We start from the raw sequence: 20,660 nt of genomic DNA, 5'->3' as shown, positions 1-20,660 counted from the left end.
GCAATCACATTGAACCAGCAGCCGGCCAGGATCCTCGAACGTGAATAGACCACGGCCCTGGATACTGCTCGATGACTTTTATTCTATGGATGGCCGTCCTCGGCGCCGTGCTGCTGACCCTTGCCCTCACCTCTTCTTACCTGCGCTGGATGCCGGTGACCACCTCAGCGGTGTGCCTGTTGCTGGGCGTGGGCATTGGCCCCCTCGGCGTGGACCTGCTGCACCTGGACATCAAGCAGTCTGCCCGCTGGATGGAGCACCTCACGGAAGTTGCGGTGCTGTTTTCATTGTTCGTCAGCGGGCTCAAATTGCGCCTGCCCCTGGGCCATCGCACCTGGCGCATCGCGTTCGGTATGGCCGGCCCGGTCATGCTGTTGACCATCCTCGGCAGCTGCCTGGCGTTGCATTACGTGTTTGAGCTGTCGTGGGGGGTGTCGCTGCTGGTGGGTGCCATTCTGGCGCCGACCGATCCGGTGCTGGCGGGCCTGGTCCAGGTCAACAATGCACAGGACTACGATGCGCTGCGCTTCGGTCTGTCCGGGGAAGCCGGGTTAAACGATGGCACGGCCTTTCCCTTCGTGATTTTTGCCCTGGTCTTCATGCAGCACGGCGGCTTTGACGGTGACTGGCTGGGCGGCTGGGCGTTGAAGAACCTGCTGTGGGCAGTGCCGGCCGGGCTGTTGATCGGGTACTGGATGGGCCGGGGCATTGGCCGCGCGACGCTGTGGCTGCGTATCACCAACAGTGACAGCACGCTCTCCCCCAATGACTACCTGACCCTGGCCCTGATCGCCCTGGCCTACGTGGTTGCCGAAGCGCTGGGTGGCTACGGCTTTCTGTCGGTGTTCGCCGCCGGGCTCGGCTTGCGTCAGGCAGAGTTCAGATCAACCGGCAACTCGCGCACTCCGTCAGAGCATTTGGCGCTGCCGGTGGTGGGCCATCTGGAAGTGGAGCCGGAGCGCGCGCTGCAGGGGGATGTGAGCGAGCTGGCGGACACCCAGATCGCCGCAGGGGTGATGATGGGCGACATGCTCTCGTTCGGCAGCCTGGTGGAGCGCTCGATGGAAGTGTTCCTGGTGACGTTGCTGGGGATCGTGCTCGTCAGCCATTGGGATTGGCGGGCGTTGCCGCTGGCGGCATTGCTGTTCTGCGTGATCCGACCAATCAGTGTCTTCGCGATGCCCTGGGGCGGCCTGATCAATCGCCGGCAGCGCGGGTTGATGGGCTGGTTCGGGATTCGCGGGATCGGCAGCATCTACTATCTGTTCTACGCGCTCAACCATGGCCTTATCGGCACCAGCAGCGCGGTGGCGGTGAACCTGACCCTGTCGGTGATCGCCTTGAGCATCGTCGTTCATGGCCTGAGTACCCAGCCGATGCTGGCGTGGTATGAACGACGTGCTCAGGCGAGAGATCAGTCCTGACGTTTTGTAGGCGCGGGTATCAATCGCCGTAGATACCTCTTGGATAAGACGGTATCTACGGATGGTTGGGATTAATCGGGCTTTTCTGTATTGCCCACATCCGCTGCGTCGTCCAGATCGTTGAGCGGCACTTCTGCATCATCCATCAATGAACCCGGGTCTTCATTGCCCGGATCGTTGAGTTCTTCTTCCAGTTCTTTGGACATGACCTTCTCCTCTAACCACCTTGGGTGTCGATATCGGCATCGGTTTCAGGCTTGGGCTCGCGCTCAGGCTTGAAGTCTGGACTGTAGTCGTTTTCCTTGGCCTTGGGGTCGGCGGCGGGTTTCGGGTCTTTGGGCGCATCGGCCGCCGTGCCTGGGGCCGGTTCGCCGCCGTCGATCGCCGGGTCGTTACGGTTGCTGGTCTGGGGGTCTTTGTCTGTGCTCATGGGTTACCTCGCTTGAAAAACGCGGACTGCGTAAAGGTAAGGTCCCGCGCCGGTCGCTGAAGTTCCAATTGCTTAAGAGCCCGGGTTATCCACCTGGATATAAAACGCATAGGCGCCCAGCATCACCCAGAACACCATGAACAACCACGGCACGCGCATGGAGAACAACAGCGACTTGCGATAGCCCTTATGGGACGACTCCATTTCGGAAAACAGCGGCGACTCATCGTAGGCCATGCCCATCAGCGGTTCGCTGCGCAGCAGTTCGCTCTGCTTGTAATGCCAGTGATCGATGATTTCGTAGGCGGCCCGAATACCTGGCCAGGCATTCAGGGAACTGAGGATGCCAAGCAGGGCCAGGAACGCCGGCACCACCAGGGTGAACAACTTCCCCCACTCCGGGTTGAGGTTGCCCATGCCGGACACAAAAGCAATCACCAGGAACGACTGCGCCGTGAGGTAGGCATCGGTGCGGTTGGCGAGGATCGAGGTTTCGTACTGGATTTCGCGACGGTAGAAGTCCAGACGGTCCTTGGGCGAGCCGAAGATCTTGGCGTTGTGTTCGCTGTGATCGGTCAGGTTCGCTTGCGGGGTGTCGGGTGAAATGATTCTGGGCACATCCGTGCTCCGTGCTGGACTGAGACCTGTTAGAAGATTCGGGCTGGGGCGAAGTTCAAGTTTGTTGATGCACCACTATGGTGCGCAAACCGCGCCTTTATGGTGAGGGGCTTGCCGTGGCGAGCGGGCTTGCTCCGCGTTGGGCTGCGCAGCGGCCGCAAAAATCCTGGGAGCGCTTCGCACTCCAACGCGGGGCAAGCCCGCTCACCGCAACAGGCCCGGTCTCCGCCAGGGGAAATCCAGTGCTGTATGCCCATTCCGGCACACGCATTGCTTTATCCATTCATCTGCCCGAATACAGGAACATTCGTTACCCCCCGACCCAGAGCCGACCCCATAAGAAAGTAAGGACCAGGCCCGATGGCACCATCAGCCACGGGCTCATAAAAAAATGCGTTTTTTAAAGCGGCAGTGCCACCCAAGGCAACCCTCGGCACTGACAAGGTACTGGAATGGCTCGATCTTTCTTTGATGAAATGAATGATGCAAACGGCGTGTGCCGTGCGCACTATCAGGATTTCTCCCGCTGGCTGGCCAACACGCCGCCGGAACTGCTGGCCCAGCGTCGTCGCGAAGCCGATTTGCTCTTCCACCGCGCCGGGATCACCTTCACCCTCTATGGCGACGAGCAGGACACCGAGCGCCTGATCCCCTTCGACATCATCCCCCGCAGCATCCCCGCCGTTGAATGGAGCGTGATCGAACGCGGCTGTATCCAGCGGGTCAATGCGCTGAACATGTTCCTCGCCGATATCTACCACGACCAGCGCATCATCAAGGCCGGGATCATTCCGGCGGACCAGGTGCTGGGCAACGAGGGTTATCAAAAGGCGATGGTCGGTCTGGACCTGCACCGCGACATTTATTCGCATATCTCCGGTGTGGACCTGGTACGCGACGGCGACGGCACCTACTACGTGCTCGAAGACAACCTGCGCACCCCCAGCGGCGTGAGCTACATGCTCGAAGACCGCAAGATGATGATGCGCCTGTTCCCCGAAGTGTTCGCCAAGCAGCGCATCGCGCCGGTGGACCACTACCCCAACCTGCTGCTCAAGACCCTGAAAAGCGCCAGCCGCCTGGACAACCCGAATGTGGTGGTGCTGACACCTGGACGCTTTAACAGCGCGTTCTTCGAACATGCGTTCCTGGCGCGGGAAATGGGCGTGGAGCTGGTAGAAGGCGCCGACCTGTTCGTGCACGACCTCAAGGTGTTCATGCGCACCACCGACGGGCCCAAGGCCGTGGACGTGATCTACCGGCGTATCGACGACGCCTTCCTCGACCCGCAGGCATTCAACCCTGAATCGATGCTCGGCGTGCCCGGGCTGGTCGCCGCCTACTGCGCCGGCAATGTGGTACTGGCCAACGCCATCGGCACCGGTGTCGCGGACGACAAATCGATCTACCCCTATGTGCCGGCGATGATCAAGTTTTACCTGGATGAAGAGCCGATCCTGCAAAACGTGCCGACCTTCCAGTGCCGCAAACCGGATGAGCTGTCCCACGTGCTGGCCAACCTGGCCGAGCTGGTGGTCAAGGAAACCCAGGGCTCCGGCGGCTACGGCATGCTGGTCGGCCCGGCGGCCACGGCTGCCGAGATCGAAGACTTCCGCCAACGCATCAAGGCGCGCCCCCATGCGTATATCGCCCAACCGACCCTGAGCCTGTCCACCTGCCCCACCTTTGTCGAAAACGGCATCGCCCCTCGGCATATCGACCTGCGGCCCTTTGTGCTCTCGGGCAAGGAAACCCGCCTGGTGCCCGGTGGCCTGACGCGGGTGGCATTGCGTGAAGGCTCGTTGATCGTCAACTCGTCGCAAGGCGGCGGAACCAAGGACACCTGGGTGGTGGAGGGCTGAGTATGTTGAGTAGAACCGCCGCAGATCTGTATTGGATGTCCCGTTACCTGGAACGCGCCGAGAACCTGGCGCGCATGCTCGAAGTCAGTTATTCGCTGTCGCTGATGCCCCAGGCCGGGCGTAGCGATGGCCTGGATGAACTGGCCATGTCGTTGCTCAGCAGCGGCACCCTGGACAGTTACCTGGAACGCCACCAAACCCTGGATGCCGAGCGCATGCTGCACTTCTTCGCCCTCGACGAAGAAAACCCCGCCAGCATCTACAACTGCCTGCGCGCCGCGCGGGGCAATGCCCATGCGGTACGCGGACGCATCACTGCCGACATGTGGGAAAACCTTAACGCCACCTGGCTGGAAATGCGCAGCATCGCCGCCGGTGGCCTGGGGCGGCATGGCATCAGCCACTTCTGTGACTGGGTCAAGCAGCGTTCACACCTGTTCCGCGGCGCGACCTCGGGCACCATCATGCGCAATGACGCCTATCGGTTCATTCGCCTTGGTACCTTTGTCGAGCGCGCGGACAACACCTTGCGCCTGCTGGACGCGCGCTACGAGATGTTCGGCGAAGAGTCGGAGGAAGTCAGCGACCTGTCGGCACGCGGGTATTACCAGTGGAGCGCCCTGCTCCGTGCGTTGTCGTCGTTCGAGGCGTATACCGAGTTGTACCCGAATGCGCTGAACGCGCGGTCGGTGTCCGAACTGCTGTTGCTACGCAGCGATGTGCCGCGTTCGTTGCATGCCTGTATCGAAGAGTTGAGCCATATCCTCGCCGACCTGCCTGGCAGTTATGGGCGCACGGCACAGCGCTTGGCGGCGGAATTCGAAGCGCGGCTGAGGTACACCGGGATTGATGAGATTCTCGAAGATGGCCTGCATAGCCGTCTCACGGAGTTCATCGACACCGTGCGCGAGTTGGCGCGTGCGATCCACAGTTCTTACCTGGAAGTGGTCTGACCGTTCAGTGCCGGGCAGCGCACGCACAGCTCAATACCCTTCCTTTACAAGGATCTTTTGCGGGATCAGCGGGCTCATTGACTTGGCCTTTCTGAAGGGTTTGCCTGGCCTGCGAGATCGATGGGGGTAACTCAATCAACTGCCCACCAGCGCGGCAACAACGGGCGCACCCGCGATTCGCCGAAACGGTCGTCGATCAACATCACCACGCCCCTGTCCTGCTGGCTGCGGATCACCCGGCCTGCAGCCTGCACCACTTTCTGGATGCCGGGATACAGGTAGGTGTAGTCGTAGCCGGCGCCGAAGAGTGCGCCCATGCGCGCCTTCATCTGCTCGTTGACCGGGTTCAATTGCGGTAAGCCCAGGGTGGCGATAAACGCGCCGATCAGGCGTGCGCCGGGCAAGTCAATGCCTTCGCCGAACGCACCGCCGAGCACGGCAAAGCCGATGCCCTGGCTATGTTCGGTGAACTGTTCGAGAAACGCCTGGCGTTCGGCCTCGGCCATGCCTCGCGACTGTTGCCACAGCGCAATCTGCGGATGGCGCTCAGCCAACCGTTGCGCCACTTGTTGCAGGTAATCAAAACTGGAAAAAAACGCCAGGTAGTTGCCCGGTTGTTGCGCAAACTGATGGGCGATCAGGTCGACGATGGGGGCCAGCGACGTATCCCGATGCACAAACCGGGTGGAGATTTCGTCGACGATGCGCACCCGCAATTGCTCAGCCTTGAACGGCGACTCCACATCGATCCATGCCGTGTTCGCCGGCAGGCCCAGCAGGTCGGCGTAGTAATGGCGTGGGCTCAGTGTCGCGGAAAACAGCACGCTGCTGCGTGCTGCGGTCAAACGCGGGCGAATGAATTCGGCGGGCACCACATTGCGCAGGCACAGGGTCGAACTGCTGCGCTTGCCACTGAACTGGCGCTTGCTGATATCGAAGATGAAGTGTTCGTTGAACAGCTCGGCGACCTTGGCGAAGTGCAATGCCTCGAAGTAGAAGGCTTGCAGGTCGCCCGTCAATGACTCGGGATGATCGTTGAAGTAGTCGCCCATGGCGCGGATACACAGGCTCAGGGCCTGCAAGAGTTTTTCCGGACGGTCGGCATAGGCCTGGTAGGGCGCGAGCTGGTCCTTGTGCAGGGCGTTCCATTCACGGTTCAGGCGCTGCAAAGGTTTCTTCAAGACGTCGGGAGCGCTGTCGCGCAGGGTCTTGAGGCCGTACTGGTCGAGGCTGGCGCTGTACATCGAACGGGCACGTTCCACCAGGTTGTGGGCCTCATCCACCAGCACCGCCGCGCGCCACTGGTTGAGTTGGGCCAGGCCGAACAACATGGCGCCGAAGTCGAAATAATAGTTGTAGTCGGCGACCACCAGGTCGGCCCAGCGTGCCATCTCCTGGCTCAGGTAATAGGGGCACACATCATGGGCCAGGGCCACGTCGCGCAGGTTGCGCTGGTTGAGCAGGCGCACCTGGGAGGCAGCCATGCGCGCGGCGGGCAAGCGGTCGTAGAAGCCCTTGGCCAACGGGCAGGAATCACCGTGGCAGGCTTTGTCCAGGTGTTCGCAGGCCTTGTCCCGCGCGACCAGCTCGAGCACGCGCAACGGCAGGTCGGGGCTGCTGGTCTGCATCTGCAGCACATGCGCGGCATCGAGCGCCAATTTGCGGCCTGGGGTCTTGGCGGTCAGGAACAGCACCTTATCCAGTTGCTGGGGCGCCAAGGCCTTGAGCAGCGGGAAAATCGTGCCGATGGTCTTGCCGATCCCCGTGGGGGCCTGCGCCATCAGGCAACGCCCGGTGCTGACGGCCTTGTACACCGACTCGGCCAAAGTGCGTTGGCCGCGACGAAAGTCGGCATGGGGGAAACTCAAGGTCTGCGCCGCAGCGTTGCGCGCTTCGCGGTGCTGCATTTCCTGGCGGGCCCAGCCGAGAAACAGTGCACATTGCTGGTTAAAGAACGCTTGCAACTCGGCCGCCTGGAAACGTTGATTGAGCAGGGTCTCGCCTTCGCCGACGATATCGAAATACACCAGCGCCACGTCAATATCCGTGAGGCCAAGCTTCTGGCACATCAACCAGCCGTACACCTTGGCCTGCGCCCAATGCAGTTGCCGGTGGTTGGCGGGCTGGGCACCAAGGTCGCCGCGATAGGTCTTCACCTCTTCCAGGCGGTTGGTGTCCGGGTCATAGCCGTCTGCCCTGCCCCGCACCTTGAGCTGCTGATAGTCGCCTTCGAGAGCCACTTCGTTCTGGTAGTGCGCGCTGCGTCGCGAGGCAACGGTGCGATGGCCGGCAATGCCTTCCTGGGCGCTGGGCGACGGGGTAAAGCGCAGGTCCAGGTCGCCCACCTTGGCGGTGAACTCACACAGTGCCCGCACCGCCACGCTGTAGCTCAAGCCGGTTGCTCCGCCCAGCGTACATAGCAGACGGTGACGGGCATCTGGTATTCGCCGCAGAACTCCAGCCAACGCAGCTGGTTGTCTTGCAGGCGGTCGCCAGGGCCCTTGACCTCGATCATGCGGTAGGTTTTTTGCGCCGGCCAGAACTGGATCAGGTCCGGCATGCCGGCGCGGTTGGCGCGGATATCCAGCAGCAGCCGTTCGAACCAGTAGCGCAGGTGTTCGGCCGGCAGGCAGGCCAGGGCTTGTTCCAGCAGGTCTTCATTGAGCAGGTTCCAGAACACAAAGGGCGACTGGATCCCCCACTTATCGAGGTAGCGTTGACGAATGGTGTTCTTGTAGCGCTCGTCCTGCAGTTGCGCGAAACACGCGTCAAACAGGGGGGCACGGCGCGCGTGGAAGTCTTCGCTGTGCAGGTCTGCCGGCCCGCGTTGGAACGGGTGGAAGAACGAGCCGGGCAGCGGTGCGAAGATCGCCTCCCAGCACAATAGCCCGAACAACGAATTGATCAGGCCGTTTTCCACGTAGTGCACCGGTGCATCGGGCTCGCTCAGGTGGGCCTGCACGCAGTACTCCACCGAGACTAACGGCTCCGGCAACGCAAGGGCCAAGTCCAGGCGCGTGACCTCGCGGGGCTTGGCCTTGGGCAGCGCCGGCTCCCCCAGTTTGCGGCGCAGGCGCGGCAACACCCGGTCTATATGCTGCCATTCGGCGGCGCTTTCCGGTGCCTGTCGTGCGGCGTTCGCCAGGGCAATCGCCTGGACGTAATCCTCCTGGCGCTCCAGCACGCGAATCAGCCGCGCGCGGGCGCCAGGGTAAGCGCAAGTGCGGTAGATCTGCTGCGCCAGGTCCAACTCGGCACGGCGCTCGCAATACTGGCCGAGCTGGAACAACAGCTTGGCCCGGCGCTTTTCCAGCCAGGGGTTATCGGTGTTCAGCGTGGCGACCTCAGCCAGCACCTGCGCCAGCGCCTCACCGCGTTCAAAAGCCTGCTGGCATTGGTGCAGGAACAGAAAACCGTGCACGTCGGCGCGGCTGCGCAACCCCCGTGATTCGGCGCAGAACTCGACTTTTTCATAGGTGTAGATGCCCAGGTCGGCGAGCACGAACTCGGACCAGTCCTGGTGCAGGTTGCCGAAGAACATCAGGCGCAGGCGATCACACAACTCCATCACGGTGAGGCTGTACAGCGTGTCGGCGAGGTCCGGGCACCAGTCGGCGAAACTGCGCGCGTCGGTGAACTGCGCAACCAACCCTTCCAGCCAATCGGCCTTCTTGCCCTTGGGCTGGTCGATCCAGGGTGTGAAGTTGCTGAGGATCTCGCCTTTTTGCAACAAGGCGAATAATGCTTCAAATGCCAGCAGGTGGTTGTCGTCCACCCAACCCAATTCCCGCAGGGGCGCGGCAGCGGCATGGGGGCAACCGATTTCCACGTATTGCAGCTTGCCCGCACGAAAATGCACGCCCTTGCGCATCACCATGCGCACCAACAGCGCCTGGGATGCTTGCGGCAACCTGTCGAATTGCTGAATAAAATGATGTTCGTCTGGGTCGAGCAGATCGGCATAGCGTTGCCCCAGCCAATGCAGGACCTGGCGGAAGTTATGCAGGTAATAGAGCGGATCGTCGAGAGGATTGGGCATGGCACGCGCGGGTCAAATACTGGTTATGCATACAGAGTGCCGTTACCCATACGGTGTTGCAATCGGTAATAGATAAATGGCGCACGCAACTTTTTGTATAAAAGTGATCAGATGGGGAGTCAATGGCGTAAAATTTATGGCCCGCAGCCTTGGCGCGGGACTTTCAGGGTTAACGGTAAGGGTTATGAACATGAAGAATTTGGGGCTGCCACTGGTTGCACTCACTTTTCTGGTATTGGCCGGTTGCGCGACGCAAACCGTAGTGACGCTGCAAAATGGCACGCAGTATTTGACCAAGGACTCTCCAAAAACCAAGACTGCCGACGGGTTCTATGAGTTCACCGATATCGCCGGCAAGCGTATCCGTGTCAAAGCCGACGACGTGGCGACGGTGCGCAAGGAAAACTGATTTCCAGCGGCCAACACTGATCAAATGTGGAGGTTGCCCCCGATGGCTGTATTCCAGTCGACATATCTATTGACTGAGCCACCGCTATCGGGGGCAAGCCCCCTCCCACCGTTTTAACCGATAACAATCCCCTCCCCCGACAAGCCAGCCACCCCCACCAACGTCACCGAATCGCCGCCAAAACTGATCACCGTATCCGCGCCTACCACTTTGGCGTGATCGCGATAATCCGTACTGCCCTGCACATCCGTGAACACCAGCTTGTCCGTCGCTTGATAACCGATAATCCGGTCCTGGCCAAACTGCCCGCTGAACAAAAAGGTGTTATGCCCGCTGCTGTCGCGGATCGTGTCATTGCCCTTGCCCCCCTCGATAAAGTCCGCGCCCTTGCCGCCCTGGATCAGGTCATTGCCGTCGCTGCCAATGATGAAGGTATCGCCCTTGTGCGGCTCGGCATTGCGGTTGAGGTCTTGTACCCAGGTAGTAGCCCGGGCCGGGTCGGACAGGTTGGCGACGATAATTGTCGAGTCGCGGCTCATCTGCTCATAGAACCCGGACTCGAGGATGCGCGTCATCCCGTCGCCATATCCCGTGGGCAAATGCGAGATCCAGGTCGGCAGGTTAGTGATGGAAAATGGCAGCACATTCCATAGCGTCGAAGCGTAATGGTCGTTGAAGCTGACGATATTGTCGGTGGTCGATTCATGGGGGGTGTCATGCACGCCCAACGACGACCAATTGAAGGATGAGCCGTCCAGCGCACGGAATACCGGGTCGTTTTCATAGCCGATATTGAGCACCTTGTCGCCGGCGCTCTGGGTCGGCGAGGCGTAGGCCACGTAGTTGGCGTCCTTGTAGAAACCTGCCCATTTATTGCTGCTCAGGTCGGCCATGCTGTTCACCGCCAGGCCGCCCAGGCTGTGGCCGCTGACCACTACGTCGTGGCCGCTGAGGCCGTGGGCGCTGGCGTAGTCGGCGACGTTCTTGAGCAGGCCGCCAAAGGCTTCGCCGGCATAGTTCTTCGCGTAATCCTTGGGGCCCAAGGCCGCGAGCAGATCGCTGACCAGATCACCAATGGAGTCGCTGACCAGCGTTTCCCGAGGACCCGACGTACCGCGAAAACCGATGCCGACTTCCAGCAACTTGCCGGCGTCATCGTACTTGCCCAGCACCTCGACCTGGGCCGTGGTGTAGCCGGCCTTTTCGCCAAAGAAGGTGCCTCGGGCGTCGACCTTGCCGGTATAGCCCAGGGTGCTGGCGCTGATGGGCGTCCAACCGGCTTGTTGCACGGCTTCCAGGGCGGCTTTTTCCGAGTCCGGGTTCCAGGGAATGCCGGGAATCACGCCCTGGGAATCCGTGCTGCCCAAAAGAGCACCGACCAGTGTGGCCGGTAAACCGAGCCCCAGGCCGTTGTGCTGGTAGCCCACGGCAAAGCCGTTATCCAGGTTGTGATAGGAGTACAGCGTGATCGCCATGGCATCGACGAACAACGCTTTGGAGCCCTCGGCCCCGAGGTTTTTATAGTCAAACACACCCATGGTCTTGCCTCTCTGTTGTTGGAATTGTCGAGAAAGCCGATTAATGCGGTGCTGGCCCGAACGCCTCATCCACCTTGGCCAGGTCGGTGTCGCGCAGGTTGCCGGCGTAGTAATGCAATTTGGTCCAGGCCATCAGGTAGTCGTAACGCGCCTGGGCCAGGTCGCGCCGCGTGCTGTAGAGCTGTTGCTCGGCGTTCAGCGCATCGAGGTTGACCCGCTCGCCACCGAGGATGCTTTGCTGGGTCGACACCACCAGCGCTTCTGCCGAGCTCAGGGCCTTTTGATACGCGCGCAGTTTGCTCACGCCGGACAGGCAGGCACTGAACTGCCGACGCAGTTCGATCAGGGTCTCGCGGGTCTTGCCTTCCAGTTCGTACTCGGCCTGCTCCATGGCACGGCTGGCCTGGCGGGTGGACGCGGAGATACCGCCACCGGCATACAGCGGCACGCTCACTTCCACGCCGATGGTGTTGGTGTCGTAGCGTTGGTTGTAGGTATTGCCGCTGTCGGACTCCTGCTGGCGCGAACTGGCATACGCAGTGACCTTGGGCAGATGCCCGGCGCGGTTGCGTTCCACTTCATAACGCGCCACTTCCAGGGCCTGGCGCTGGGACGCCAGCGTGGGGTTGTTGCTGATCGCCAGTTCATGCCAGGTGTCGTAGTTGGCCGGGGTCAAGGTGAACGCGGCAAAATCCTGGTTGAGCGGCGCCAGGTCGTGGATGTTGACGCTCTGTACACCGATCAACGCGCCCAGTTCTCTTAACGAGGCGTCCTGTTCGTCCTGCGCCTCGATTTCTTCGGCGGTGGCCAGCTCATAGCGCGACTCGGCTTCGAGAATATCGGTACGGGTGCCCTCGCCTTGCTGGAACAAGTGCCGGTTTTGCTGGAATTGCTGCTCGAAGGCCTTCTTCTTGGCGCGGGCGATGTCGATCTGGTCCTGGGCAAACAGCGCCTGGGTGTAGTAGCTCAGCACCCGCACCAGCAGGGCCTGGCTCTTGTCGCGAAAGCTTTCATCGGCAAACAGCGCCTGGGCCACGCCTTTGCGGTAGTTGGCGTACGCCTCATAGTCGAACAGCGGCTGTTGCAGGCTGAAGGTCGAGCCGTAGCTGTTGTAGTTGCGGTCGTCGTGATAATTGCCGCCGCGCCCGTCGGGTAAGGTGGCCTGGGAGTTGTTGCGGCCCTTGTTGTAGTTGTACGACAGCTTGGGCAGCAGGCCCGCGCGGCCGATGGTGCGGTTTTCCAGGCCGGCGTCGCGCTCCTTGATCGCACCGAGAAACACCGGATCGTTGCGCAGGGCCTGCTCGTACACATCGAACGGGCCCATGGCGGCCTGGGCGTTGACGCAGGTGAACAGCAAGGCGATGAACACAGCTTTCATGCTCATTCCTCGGTCAACGCGGAGCCGGCGCGGTCGAGCAGCGGCTTGAACAGGTAATTGAGCAACGAACGCTCGCCGGTGCGCACGAACATCTCGGCGGGCATGCCCGGCTTGATCACCAGGCCGTGGAGTTTCTCCAGCGCCGCCTCGCTGACGGTGGTGCGCAGCACGTAATACGGCGCGCCGGTTTTTTCATCGAGCATCTGGTCGGCGGAAATCAGGCTGACCTCCCCCGGCACGCGCGGGGTGCGGCTCTGGTTGAAGGCGGTGAACAGAATATCGACCGGCAGGTGCGTGCCGACCTTGTCCACCAAGTGCACCGGCAAGTGCCCTTCGACTTCCAGGCGCGTGCCCTGGGGCACGATTTCCAGCAGGGTTTCACCGGTACGCACCACGGCGCCCTCGGTGTGCACGCTGAGATTGACCGCAATACCGTCGGCCGGTGCGTTGATCTCGCTGTGTTGCAAGTCGAAGCCGGCCGAGGTGAGTTGCTGCTCCAGGGTCAGGCTGCGCAATTGCGCGTCGGCCAACTGACTGCGCACGTCCTTCTGATATTCCTCGCTGTGCTGCTGCAGTTTCAGGCGCGATTCAAGGATGCCCTGCTCCACCCGACCGCTCTCACCGGTGTTCTGCGCCAGGTCCTGTTGCACCTGGGACAGCTGGCGTTGGTACTCCATCAGCCGGTTGCGCGGGATATAGCCGTTGTCGGCCAGGGGTTGCAGGTTGCTCAGTTGGTCACGCAGGGACTGGGCCTGGGCGGTCAGGTCGCTGCGGGCGCGGCGCATGCCGTTGAGCTGCGCCGTCGCGCCCTCGATATTCGCGCGGATGCCTGCCTGTTCACGGGCAAACGCTTCGCGACGGCTGCTGAACAATTGGCGCTGGCCTTCGAGCACCAACGCCAATGCCGGATCGGGGTTGCTGCTCAGCTCGGCGGGAAAGGTGATGGCGGATTGATTGTCGCGCTCGCTCTGCCAACGCGCGACGCTGGCCCAGGCCATGCGGTACTGGGCTTGCAGGGACTGCACGTCGGCCTGATTCTGGGTCTGGTCGAGACGGAACAGCGGCTGGCCTTGCTTCACCAACTGCCCCTCCTTCACCAGAATCCGACTGACCACGCCGGGGCTGAAGGTTTGCACCGCCTTGCGTTTGCCCGACACCACCACCGTGCCCTGCACCGGGATGCCCTGGTCCAGGGGCGCCAGGCTGGCCCAGAGGAAAAAGCCACCGGCACCGACCACGGTCAGCAGCCAGCCCAGGCGCGCAAAGAACCGGGCGTCGCGCTCTTTGAAACGTGGTTCAACAGTGATACTGCTCATGCGCCTGGATTCCTTCCGGCTTGATACTGACGGCTGAAACTCACACCGGGTTTTTCCTTCGGTGCTTCCTGCTGGCCCGATAACGCTCGCAGCACGTCCTGGCTCGGCCCGAATGCCTGCAAACGCCCTTCGTTGAGCTCCAGCAATTTGTCGGCCTGGGCCAAGGCCGAAGAGCGATGGGTCACCAGCACCACACTGCTGCCCTGGGCCTTCATCTGCACAATGGCGCTGGCCAGCGCGGCCTCGCCGACGGTGTCGAGGTTGGAGTTGGGCTCGTCCAGTACGATCAACTGCGGCCCGCCGTACAACGCACGCGCCAGGGCCACCCGTTGTTTCTGGCCGCCGGACAGGCCACCACCGTTATCGCCCAGGACCGTGTCATAACCGTGGGGCAGACGCAGGATCAATTCATGCACGCCGGCTTGTTGTGCCGCCTGCACCACCCGCTCGGGGTCGGCCTCGCGAAAGCGCGCGATGTTATCGGCGATGCTGCCGCTGAACAGTTCGATGTCCTGGGGCAGATAGCCGATGTGCGGGCCGAGGTCGTCGCGATCCCAGCGGTGAATGTCCGCACCGTCCAGGCGCACGGTGCCGGCCAAGGTCGGCCACACGCCCACCAGTACGCGGGCCAGGGTGGATTTGCCGGAGCCCGAGGCGCCGAGCACGCCCAGCACTTCGCCGGCGCCGAGGTTGAAGCTGACCTGATGCAGGGTGGGCATGCGCCGTCCGGGCGGGCCAGCGCTGACCTGTTCGAAGCTGACCTGGCCCTTGGGTGCGGGCAATTTCATCTGCTCCACTTCCGGCGGGAACTCACGCAGCAATTCGTCCAGCCGCTGATAGGCCAGCTTGGCCGAACTCCATTGCTTCCAGACCGCAATCAACTGGTCGATGGGGCTGAGTACGCGGCCCATCAGGATCGAGCCGGCGATCATCATCCCCGCCGTCATATCGCCCTTGATCACCAGCAGTGCGCCCAAGCCCAGCACCAGGGATTGCAGACACAGCCGCAAGGACTTGCTCAGAGAGGTGATCACCGAGCCGGTATCACTGGCTTTGTTCTGCAAACCCAGGAACTGCGAATGCACGGCGAACCAGCGTTTGCGCAACGCGCCAAGCATGCCCATGGCTTGAATGGTTTCGGCGTTGTGCAAATGGCTGGTGGCCAGTTGCGTCGACTGTTGGGAGAAACCACTGGCATCGCCCAATGGCTGCTTCGTCAGGTATTCGTTGAGGCACGCAAGGCCGATCAACAGCAGTGCGCCGGCGGTGGCCAACACCCCGAGCCAGACGTTGAAGAGGAAAATCACAAAAAGATAGATCGGAAACCACGGTGCATCGAAGAATGCGAACAGCGCCGGCCCGGTGATGAATTGGCGGATATGGGTCAAGTCCCCCAGGGATTGCCCGGCATGCCCCTGGCCGCGTTGCAGGTTGCGTTCGAAAGCGGCCTTGTACACGCGCAAGTTGAAACGCCGCTCCAACTGGCTGCCGATGCGGATCACGATAAAACTGCGGATGACCTCGAGCAGGCCAATAAAGGCAAAGAAGCCGACGACCATCAGTGTCAACATCACCAGGGTGGTTTCATTCTGGGAGGACAGCACACGGTCGTACACTTGCAGCATGTAAATCGACGGCACCAGCATCAACAGGTTAATCAATGCCGTGAAACAGCCAATGCTGATCAAGATGCTCTTGTATTCACCCAGCGCCTTGAATAAGGGCGCAACCGCATGGGGCTTGGCCATATGTTCTGATCTTCCTTGAACCAAATTACGCGCATAAGTTGCCCACCCTCTCTTATAGAGGCCGTCAACTAATAAAATCGAGTTATAGACTTATAACAATAACTAAGGCACTCGTTTTAACTCCACCAAGGTGCCGGACTTTGTCCATGCCTGGTACTCACCTTCTTTCTGACGATTCAAATGGGTGATCCCGCTGCCTTCGGCATTGAATAGCCAGATACCGTCCGGGGTCGGCGACCACGTCAGGGGCTTGTCCCCCAGCCATTGCGCCACACAGGCCACATCGCCGCTCAGGGCATTGGCCTGCTCGAGCAGGTCCAGTGCACACACCTGGTCCTGCTGGTGCAACTGCCAATGCCCGGCCAGTTGGGCGCTGGAGGGTAAAACAATACTGCTCGCCATTGCGTGGGCTCCTGCCGACACGAACATCACCTGCAACACGCAGGCGATCACATTGTAAAAACGCTGCATCTGTACGCTCCATCCTGGAGGCGCGGCGCTTGAGCGCCGCGCCGGTGCATCATGCCACGATGTCGCTGGCCGCCGCCTGGCCTACGGTGGTGACGAGGAAATCCGCCACGCCGTGCCCGGAGAAGTCGACGGCCAGGGTGCCCAGGTTGGTGCCTGCGGCGTAGCTCAACACCGCATCGCCGGCATGCCCGGTGAAGGCATTGACGAAGGTCAGGCCGGCCCCTTTGGTGATGCCGCTGAGGTCGATCTTGTCGGAGCCCGAGGTGAAGTCAAAGATCTTGTCCGCCGCCCCTGGCTTGGAGTCGGAACTGGCACCGAACACAAATGTGTCGTTGCCCGCGCCGCCCCACAATTGGTCCGCACCGCCGCCACCGTAGATGAGGTCGTTGCCGGCCCCGCCCTTGATTACGTTGGCCGCGTTGTTGCCGATGATCAGGTCGTTGCCCGCACCGCCGAAGGCGTTCTCGACGGTCACGCCCTTGGCGATGGAGACGTTGCCCACCAGGCCGCCAACGTCGGAAAACGAGGCCTCATTGAGGTTGATCTTCTGGTTCTGGGTGAAGCCGGAGAAGTCCAGGGTGTCATTGCCGCCACCGTCCCAGACCGAGAACACCAGCTTGTCGGCGTTGGAAGTGGCGCTGAGGAAATCGCGCCCAGTGTTGGAGTTGAACCCGTAGGTGGTATCGCCGGCACGGGTGTTGTAGTTGGCACCGTAGAGCTTCTGGATCGCGGCGATGTCGTCGATCAGCGGGCCGGAGGCGTAGGCTTCGACCCCGCCTTTACTGAAGTTCTGGTGGGTGTTGCTCTCGCTCCAGTAACTCATGAGGCTGTAGCCGCGCGTGTCCTGTCCATAGGTCGCGTCGTTGTAGGTTGGGGCGCCTTCGCCGGCGTTGTAGTCGCCAGGGTGAGCCAGGCCAAGGGTGTGGCCGATTTCGTGGGTCAGGGTCTGCCGGCCGTAGTTGTTCAGGTCCGGGGTCTTGTTCGGCGTGTAGCTGTTGTTGGTCAGGTACCACGAGGTGCCATCGTAGCCTGCACCGGTGCCGGGCAGGTAGGCGAAGGCTGCTGCGCCGTCCTGGCCGCTGCTGTAGTTGCCGAATGTCATGTGGCCGTCACCGCCGGTGGCTTTCTCGGTGAAGGTGACGTTGGCCACGTCCGACCAGGATTGCATGGCCAGCGCGGCCTGTGCTTTCTGCTGGGCGTTGAACTGGCTGAAGCCCGAGATGCCATGTTTGTTCATGGTGCTCGAGGACGCCGAGGTCAGGAAGGTGTAGGTCAGGTCGATCTTGCCGTTGCCGTCAAAGTCCCGGTACGCGGCGCCGTCGCGCAGCAACTGGGTGGCCGCCTGGTCAACGGTGTAGGAGGGTTTGCCATTGATCGTGAGATTGCCGCCACGGTCATACAGATGGCTGAAGCTATCGATCTGCGAGTAAGCGGTGCTGGCTTGCGCCGCCGACACGATAGCCTTGTCTTTTGCTTTTGACATAAACGTACTTCCTTGTTTGCACATGCATCAGTCTTGGGTCGATAGGAATCCCGCGGGCGAGATCGTCCTATCACTCGCCTCTTTTGAAGGCGTCACGAAACTGACACAACTTGAAATCTTTCGTCTACATCTTTTCCTGCATGAAAGCTGACCTATAAACAGCGTCAACAAGTTCAGCTCCGTATCTATTGGGTAGCGTTGCTTTTGTCCGACAAAAGACATCAGGCACTTATTTAAATATTAAATAGCGCTAAAGCCGCTCAAGTTGAGCGGCACACTTGATAATTGGATCCACGATATTGTCACGGTGTCATTGGCAACATTAAACAGCCACTATTTATATTTATATATCGGCGCTGTCCCCTATTACCGGGACACGCGCCAACCCGTGTCGTGCAATGCCTGTAACAAGGTTTCGCCTTTCAACCCCGGCACCTGTACGTCGTCGTCGGTCACCATGTCTTCGCCCGCCAGGATCGCGTTGATGATCGCTTCTTCTACCGCTTCCGCCGCAGCGCTGAACAGCGGGGAAATATGATCGTTATTCACCATCTGTAAGGTACTGCTCAACGGCAGGCCCCTGCGCGCGTAGTCTGCTGGCGGCAGATCCTGGTTACCGGTGGCGAAGGCCAGGAACAGGTCGCCGCTGGAGTCCTCGGTGCCACCCCCGGTGCGCGCGATGCCAATAGACGCGCGCTGTGCCAGGCGCTGGCATTGGTGCGGCAGCAGGGGCGCATCCGTGGCGATGATCACCACGATCGAGCCCATGCCCGGCGTGCCTCGTTCGGCGAAGGGTGACGGGATGTCCATCAAGCGGCGGCCTACCGGATAACCGTCGACCCGCAGTTCCTGGCGCTTGCCATGGTTGGCCTGCACCAGCACGCCGACGGTCCAGCCGCCCTGCTCTGCCGGCAAGCGCCGCGAAGCGCTGCCGATACCGCCCTTGAATTCATGGCAGATCATCCCCGTCCCACCGCCTACGGCGCCTTCTTGCACGGGGCCGCGTTCGGCGCTTTCCAGCGCTTGGCGCACATGCTCGGGCTTGACGTGCTGTCCCCAGATATCGTTGAGCAGACCGTCGTAGGTTTCCATCACCACCGGCATGCACCAGTACACCGCCGGGTCCGCCAGGCGCTCGCGCTCCAGGGCAATCAAGGTGTCGCGCACGATGCCGATGCTGTGGGTGTTGGTGATGGCCAGCGGCGTGGTCAACAGGCCCGCCTCGCTGATCCATTCCAGGCCGGTGGCGTCACCATTGCCATTAAGCACGTGATACCCGGCAAAGCACGGCTGCAACCGCGCTTCCCCGGCGCGGGGCTGGACCACGCTGACACCGGTACGCACCTGTTTGCCGTCGACACGGGTCTTGAGCGTACTGTGACCGACCCGAACCCCGGCAACGTCGGTGATGGCATTCAACTCACCGGGTGTGCCCAGCCCCAACGTGATGCCCAATTGACGTGCACGCATAACCACTCCTTACAATTTCTGAAAGGCCGGACTCGACCGGCCGCTGATGCAATACAGAATCACCGACAGGGCCAGCAAGCCGATGATGATCATGATGTCGCGTACTGACGCCGCGTAGATCAAGGTCACCAGCAAGTAACCCGCGCCCAGTACAGCCAGTAACGCCGGCAACGGCCACAGCGGCATGCGATAGGGATGCTCGCGGTCGCGCAGCAGCACGCGGCTCATCAACGCGCTCAACGCCACCACCAGGTAAACCAATATGATCAGCAATACGCTGAACGAAGTGAGGTCAGCCAGGTTGGAGCTGAAGCTCAGCAACGCCGACGGGATCGCCAGGAACAGCGTGGCCAGCCAGGGTGAATCCCAGCGCGGATGAATGCGGGTGAACAGCTTGTTGATGGTAGGCGTCCACAATGCATCGCGCCCGCTGCTGAACACCACGCGGCCGATCTGGATAACGATGGCGACGATGGCATTGAACACCGACAGGAAGATGCCCGCACTGACCAGGCGCGACAGGGTTTCATTGCCATGACTGGTGAGCAGGTAGCCGATGGGGTCCGGGCTGCTGATCATCGCACTCAGCGAGGGCGCGCCGATCAACAGCGCCGTGATCGGCACCAGCTCGATCACCACCACCAGTCCCAGGGACCACAGCACCGCCTTGTGCACGCCCTTGCCCCCGCATTTCATGTCTTCGGCCAGCAACACAGCGGGGCCGTAACCGTTGTAGGAAAACAGGCCAATGCCCACCGCGCCAATCACCAGGGCCCAAGGCGCCAGGTGCAATACACCGTTTTCGACGATCTGGGGTTGAAACAGCACGCTGGCGGGCTGCACCGGGTTACCGAAGCCGATGCACACGATCACCAGCAACGCCGCGACTTCCAGCAGCAGGCAGGTCCCGGTGATCCACGCGTTGAGCTTGATATTGAGGATGCCCAGGGCGTAGCTGCACACCACGATCACCAGGGCCACGGTTTGCGCGTCGAATGTGGTACCCAGAGCATTGTTGAGATAGGTTGCGGCACCAGTGGCCAATACCGGAGGAATAAACAACAGCATCACCAGCACGGTCAGGAACGTCGCGTAGCCGGCCATGCCACCGAACACGCGCTTGGCATACACATACTCGCCACCGGCGCTGTTATGGGCGCGGCCCAGTTCGGCGTAGCAAAACGCGAACATCAGCGCCAGCAGCCCTGCCATCACGAACGCCAGGAACACGCCGCTGCCAGCCTGCTGGATGGCAAAAGGCGCGATCACGAAGACGGAACTGGCGGGGGTCACTGCTGAAACGGTAATGGCCACCACATCGAAGACGCTCAGGGTGGGTTTCAACACGCCATCGGGCGCGGCGGAAGTGCTCATATCGTTGTCCTCTGTCGTTGTTCTTGGTGTGAGGCAGAAACGAAAGGTCTGAAAGTGGCGAGATATGTTTCCCGCTGGATGCTGCCGACGATAACGGTTGGGCTAGTGCCAGCCTATTCCCCTATTGGCGTACTCCCCTTGACGGCA

General features: G+C 61.2%; 17 protein-coding genes. 4 read left to right on the top strand and 13 right to left on the bottom strand.

Going from position 1 to position 20,660, the window contains the following annotated elements:
• Window positions 1–71 precede the first annotated feature (71 nt).
• Complete coding sequence (locus HDC32_RS01665) at window positions 72–1,424, top strand: sodium:proton antiporter (protein WP_145338118.1); 1,353 nt, start codon at window positions 72–74, stop codon at window positions 1,422–1,424.
• A 71-nt stretch (window positions 1,425–1,495) separates the two neighbouring features.
• Here HDC32_RS01665 and HDC32_RS31950 read toward each other — a convergent pair whose 3' ends face one another.
• The 3 genes from HDC32_RS31950 to HDC32_RS01655 all read right to left on the bottom strand — a co-directional run bounded on the left by HDC32_RS31950 (window position 1,496) and on the right by HDC32_RS01655 (window position 2,472).
• Window positions 1,496–1,630 carry a hypothetical protein gene (locus HDC32_RS31950; protein ID WP_256221203.1) on the bottom strand — a complete coding sequence of 45 codons (135 nt, stop codon included), beginning with the start codon at window positions 1,628–1,630 and terminating at the stop codon, window positions 1,496–1,498.
• Between the two features lie 11 nt (window positions 1,631–1,641).
• Window positions 1,642–1,854: a hypothetical protein gene (locus HDC32_RS01660; RefSeq protein WP_092358066.1), complete on the bottom strand. Its 213-nt coding sequence runs from the start codon at window positions 1,852–1,854 to the stop codon at window positions 1,642–1,644.
• Window positions 1,855–1,926: 72 nt separating this feature from the next.
• The gene (locus HDC32_RS01655; protein WP_145338119.1) at window positions 1,927–2,472 is read right to left on the bottom strand and encodes a hypothetical protein; all 546 of its coding nucleotides are present in this window, start codon (window positions 2,470–2,472) and stop codon (window positions 1,927–1,929) included.
• A gap of 452 nt (window positions 2,473–2,924) precedes the next feature.
• Between HDC32_RS01655 and HDC32_RS01650 the strand changes: the two genes are divergently transcribed.
• Both HDC32_RS01650 and HDC32_RS01645 read left to right on the top strand, forming a co-directional pair.
• The gene (locus tag HDC32_RS01650) at window positions 2,925–4,334 is read left to right on the top strand and encodes a circularly permuted type 2 ATP-grasp protein (protein ID WP_131696370.1); all 1,410 of its coding nucleotides are present in this window, start codon (window positions 2,925–2,927) and stop codon (window positions 4,332–4,334) included.
• A 2-nt stretch (window positions 4,335–4,336) separates the two neighbouring features.
• Window positions 4,337–5,287 carry an alpha-E domain-containing protein gene (locus HDC32_RS01645; protein ID WP_131696371.1) on the top strand — a complete coding sequence of 317 codons (951 nt, stop codon included), beginning with the start codon at window positions 4,337–4,339 and terminating at the stop codon, window positions 5,285–5,287.
• A gap of 131 nt (window positions 5,288–5,418) precedes the next feature.
• Here the strand turns inward: HDC32_RS01645 and HDC32_RS01640 are convergent, their stop codons facing one another.
• Both HDC32_RS01640 and HDC32_RS01635 read right to left on the bottom strand, forming a co-directional pair.
• Window positions 5,419–7,680: an ATP-dependent DNA helicase gene (locus HDC32_RS01640; RefSeq protein ID WP_131696372.1), complete on the bottom strand. Its 2,262-nt coding sequence runs from the start codon at window positions 7,678–7,680 to the stop codon at window positions 5,419–5,421.
• Window positions 7,677–9,326: a VRR-NUC domain-containing protein gene (locus HDC32_RS01635; RefSeq protein ID WP_184742197.1), complete on the bottom strand. Its 1,650-nt coding sequence runs from the start codon at window positions 9,324–9,326 to the stop codon at window positions 7,677–7,679. Before HDC32_RS01635 ends, HDC32_RS01640 begins: the two co-directional genes overlap by 4 nt.
• 184 nt (window positions 9,327–9,510) lie before the next feature.
• Between HDC32_RS01635 and HDC32_RS01630 the strand changes: the two genes are divergently transcribed.
• A complete protein-coding gene (locus tag HDC32_RS01630; protein WP_131696374.1) occupies window positions 9,511–9,735 on the top strand; it encodes a YgdI/YgdR family lipoprotein in 225 nt (74 codons plus the stop codon).
• A 113-nt stretch (window positions 9,736–9,848) separates the two neighbouring features.
• Here HDC32_RS01630 and HDC32_RS01625 read toward each other — a convergent pair whose 3' ends face one another.
• The 8 genes from HDC32_RS01625 to HDC32_RS01590 form a co-directional block, all read right to left on the bottom strand.
• A complete protein-coding gene (locus tag HDC32_RS01625; RefSeq protein ID WP_184742195.1) occupies window positions 9,849–11,273 on the bottom strand; it encodes a lipase in 1,425 nt (474 codons plus the stop codon).
• Between the two features lie 40 nt (window positions 11,274–11,313).
• Window positions 11,314–12,651: a TolC family outer membrane protein gene (locus HDC32_RS01620; RefSeq protein ID WP_131696376.1), complete on the bottom strand. Its 1,338-nt coding sequence runs from the start codon at window positions 12,649–12,651 to the stop codon at window positions 11,314–11,316.
• Window positions 12,652–12,653: 2 nt separating this feature from the next.
• On the bottom strand, window positions 12,654–13,967 hold the full coding sequence (locus HDC32_RS01615; RefSeq protein WP_131696377.1) for an HlyD family type I secretion periplasmic adaptor subunit: 1,314 nt from the start codon (window positions 13,965–13,967) through the stop codon (window positions 12,654–12,656).
• Window positions 13,964–15,715 carry a type I secretion system permease/ATPase gene (locus tag HDC32_RS01610; RefSeq protein WP_184742193.1) on the bottom strand — a complete coding sequence of 584 codons (1,752 nt, stop codon included), beginning with the start codon at window positions 15,713–15,715 and terminating at the stop codon, window positions 13,964–13,966. Before HDC32_RS01610 ends, HDC32_RS01615 begins: the two co-directional genes overlap by 4 nt.
• A gap of 102 nt (window positions 15,716–15,817) precedes the next feature.
• Entirely contained in the window at window positions 15,818–16,186 is a 369-nt protein-coding gene (locus HDC32_RS01605) for an AprI/Inh family metalloprotease inhibitor (RefSeq protein WP_184742191.1), read from the bottom strand.
• 49 nt (window positions 16,187–16,235) lie between these two features.
• A complete protein-coding gene (locus HDC32_RS01600) occupies window positions 16,236–17,669 on the bottom strand; it encodes a serralysin family metalloprotease (RefSeq protein WP_167655343.1) in 1,434 nt (477 codons plus the stop codon).
• 366 nt (window positions 17,670–18,035) lie between these two features.
• Complete coding sequence (locus HDC32_RS01595; RefSeq protein WP_184742189.1) at window positions 18,036–19,139, bottom strand: P1 family peptidase; 1,104 nt, start codon at window positions 19,137–19,139, stop codon at window positions 18,036–18,038.
• Between the two features lie 9 nt (window positions 19,140–19,148).
• Complete coding sequence (locus tag HDC32_RS01590) at window positions 19,149–20,513, bottom strand: APC family permease (protein WP_184742187.1); 1,365 nt, start codon at window positions 20,511–20,513, stop codon at window positions 19,149–19,151.
• Window positions 20,514–20,660: the final 147 nt, after the last annotated feature.

The organism is Pseudomonas sp. JAI120 (assembly GCF_014207255.1).
Lineage (GTDB): Bacteria > Pseudomonadota > Gammaproteobacteria > Pseudomonadales > Pseudomonadaceae > Aquipseudomonas.
This window is presented reverse-complemented; position numbering and strand designations above follow the sequence as displayed.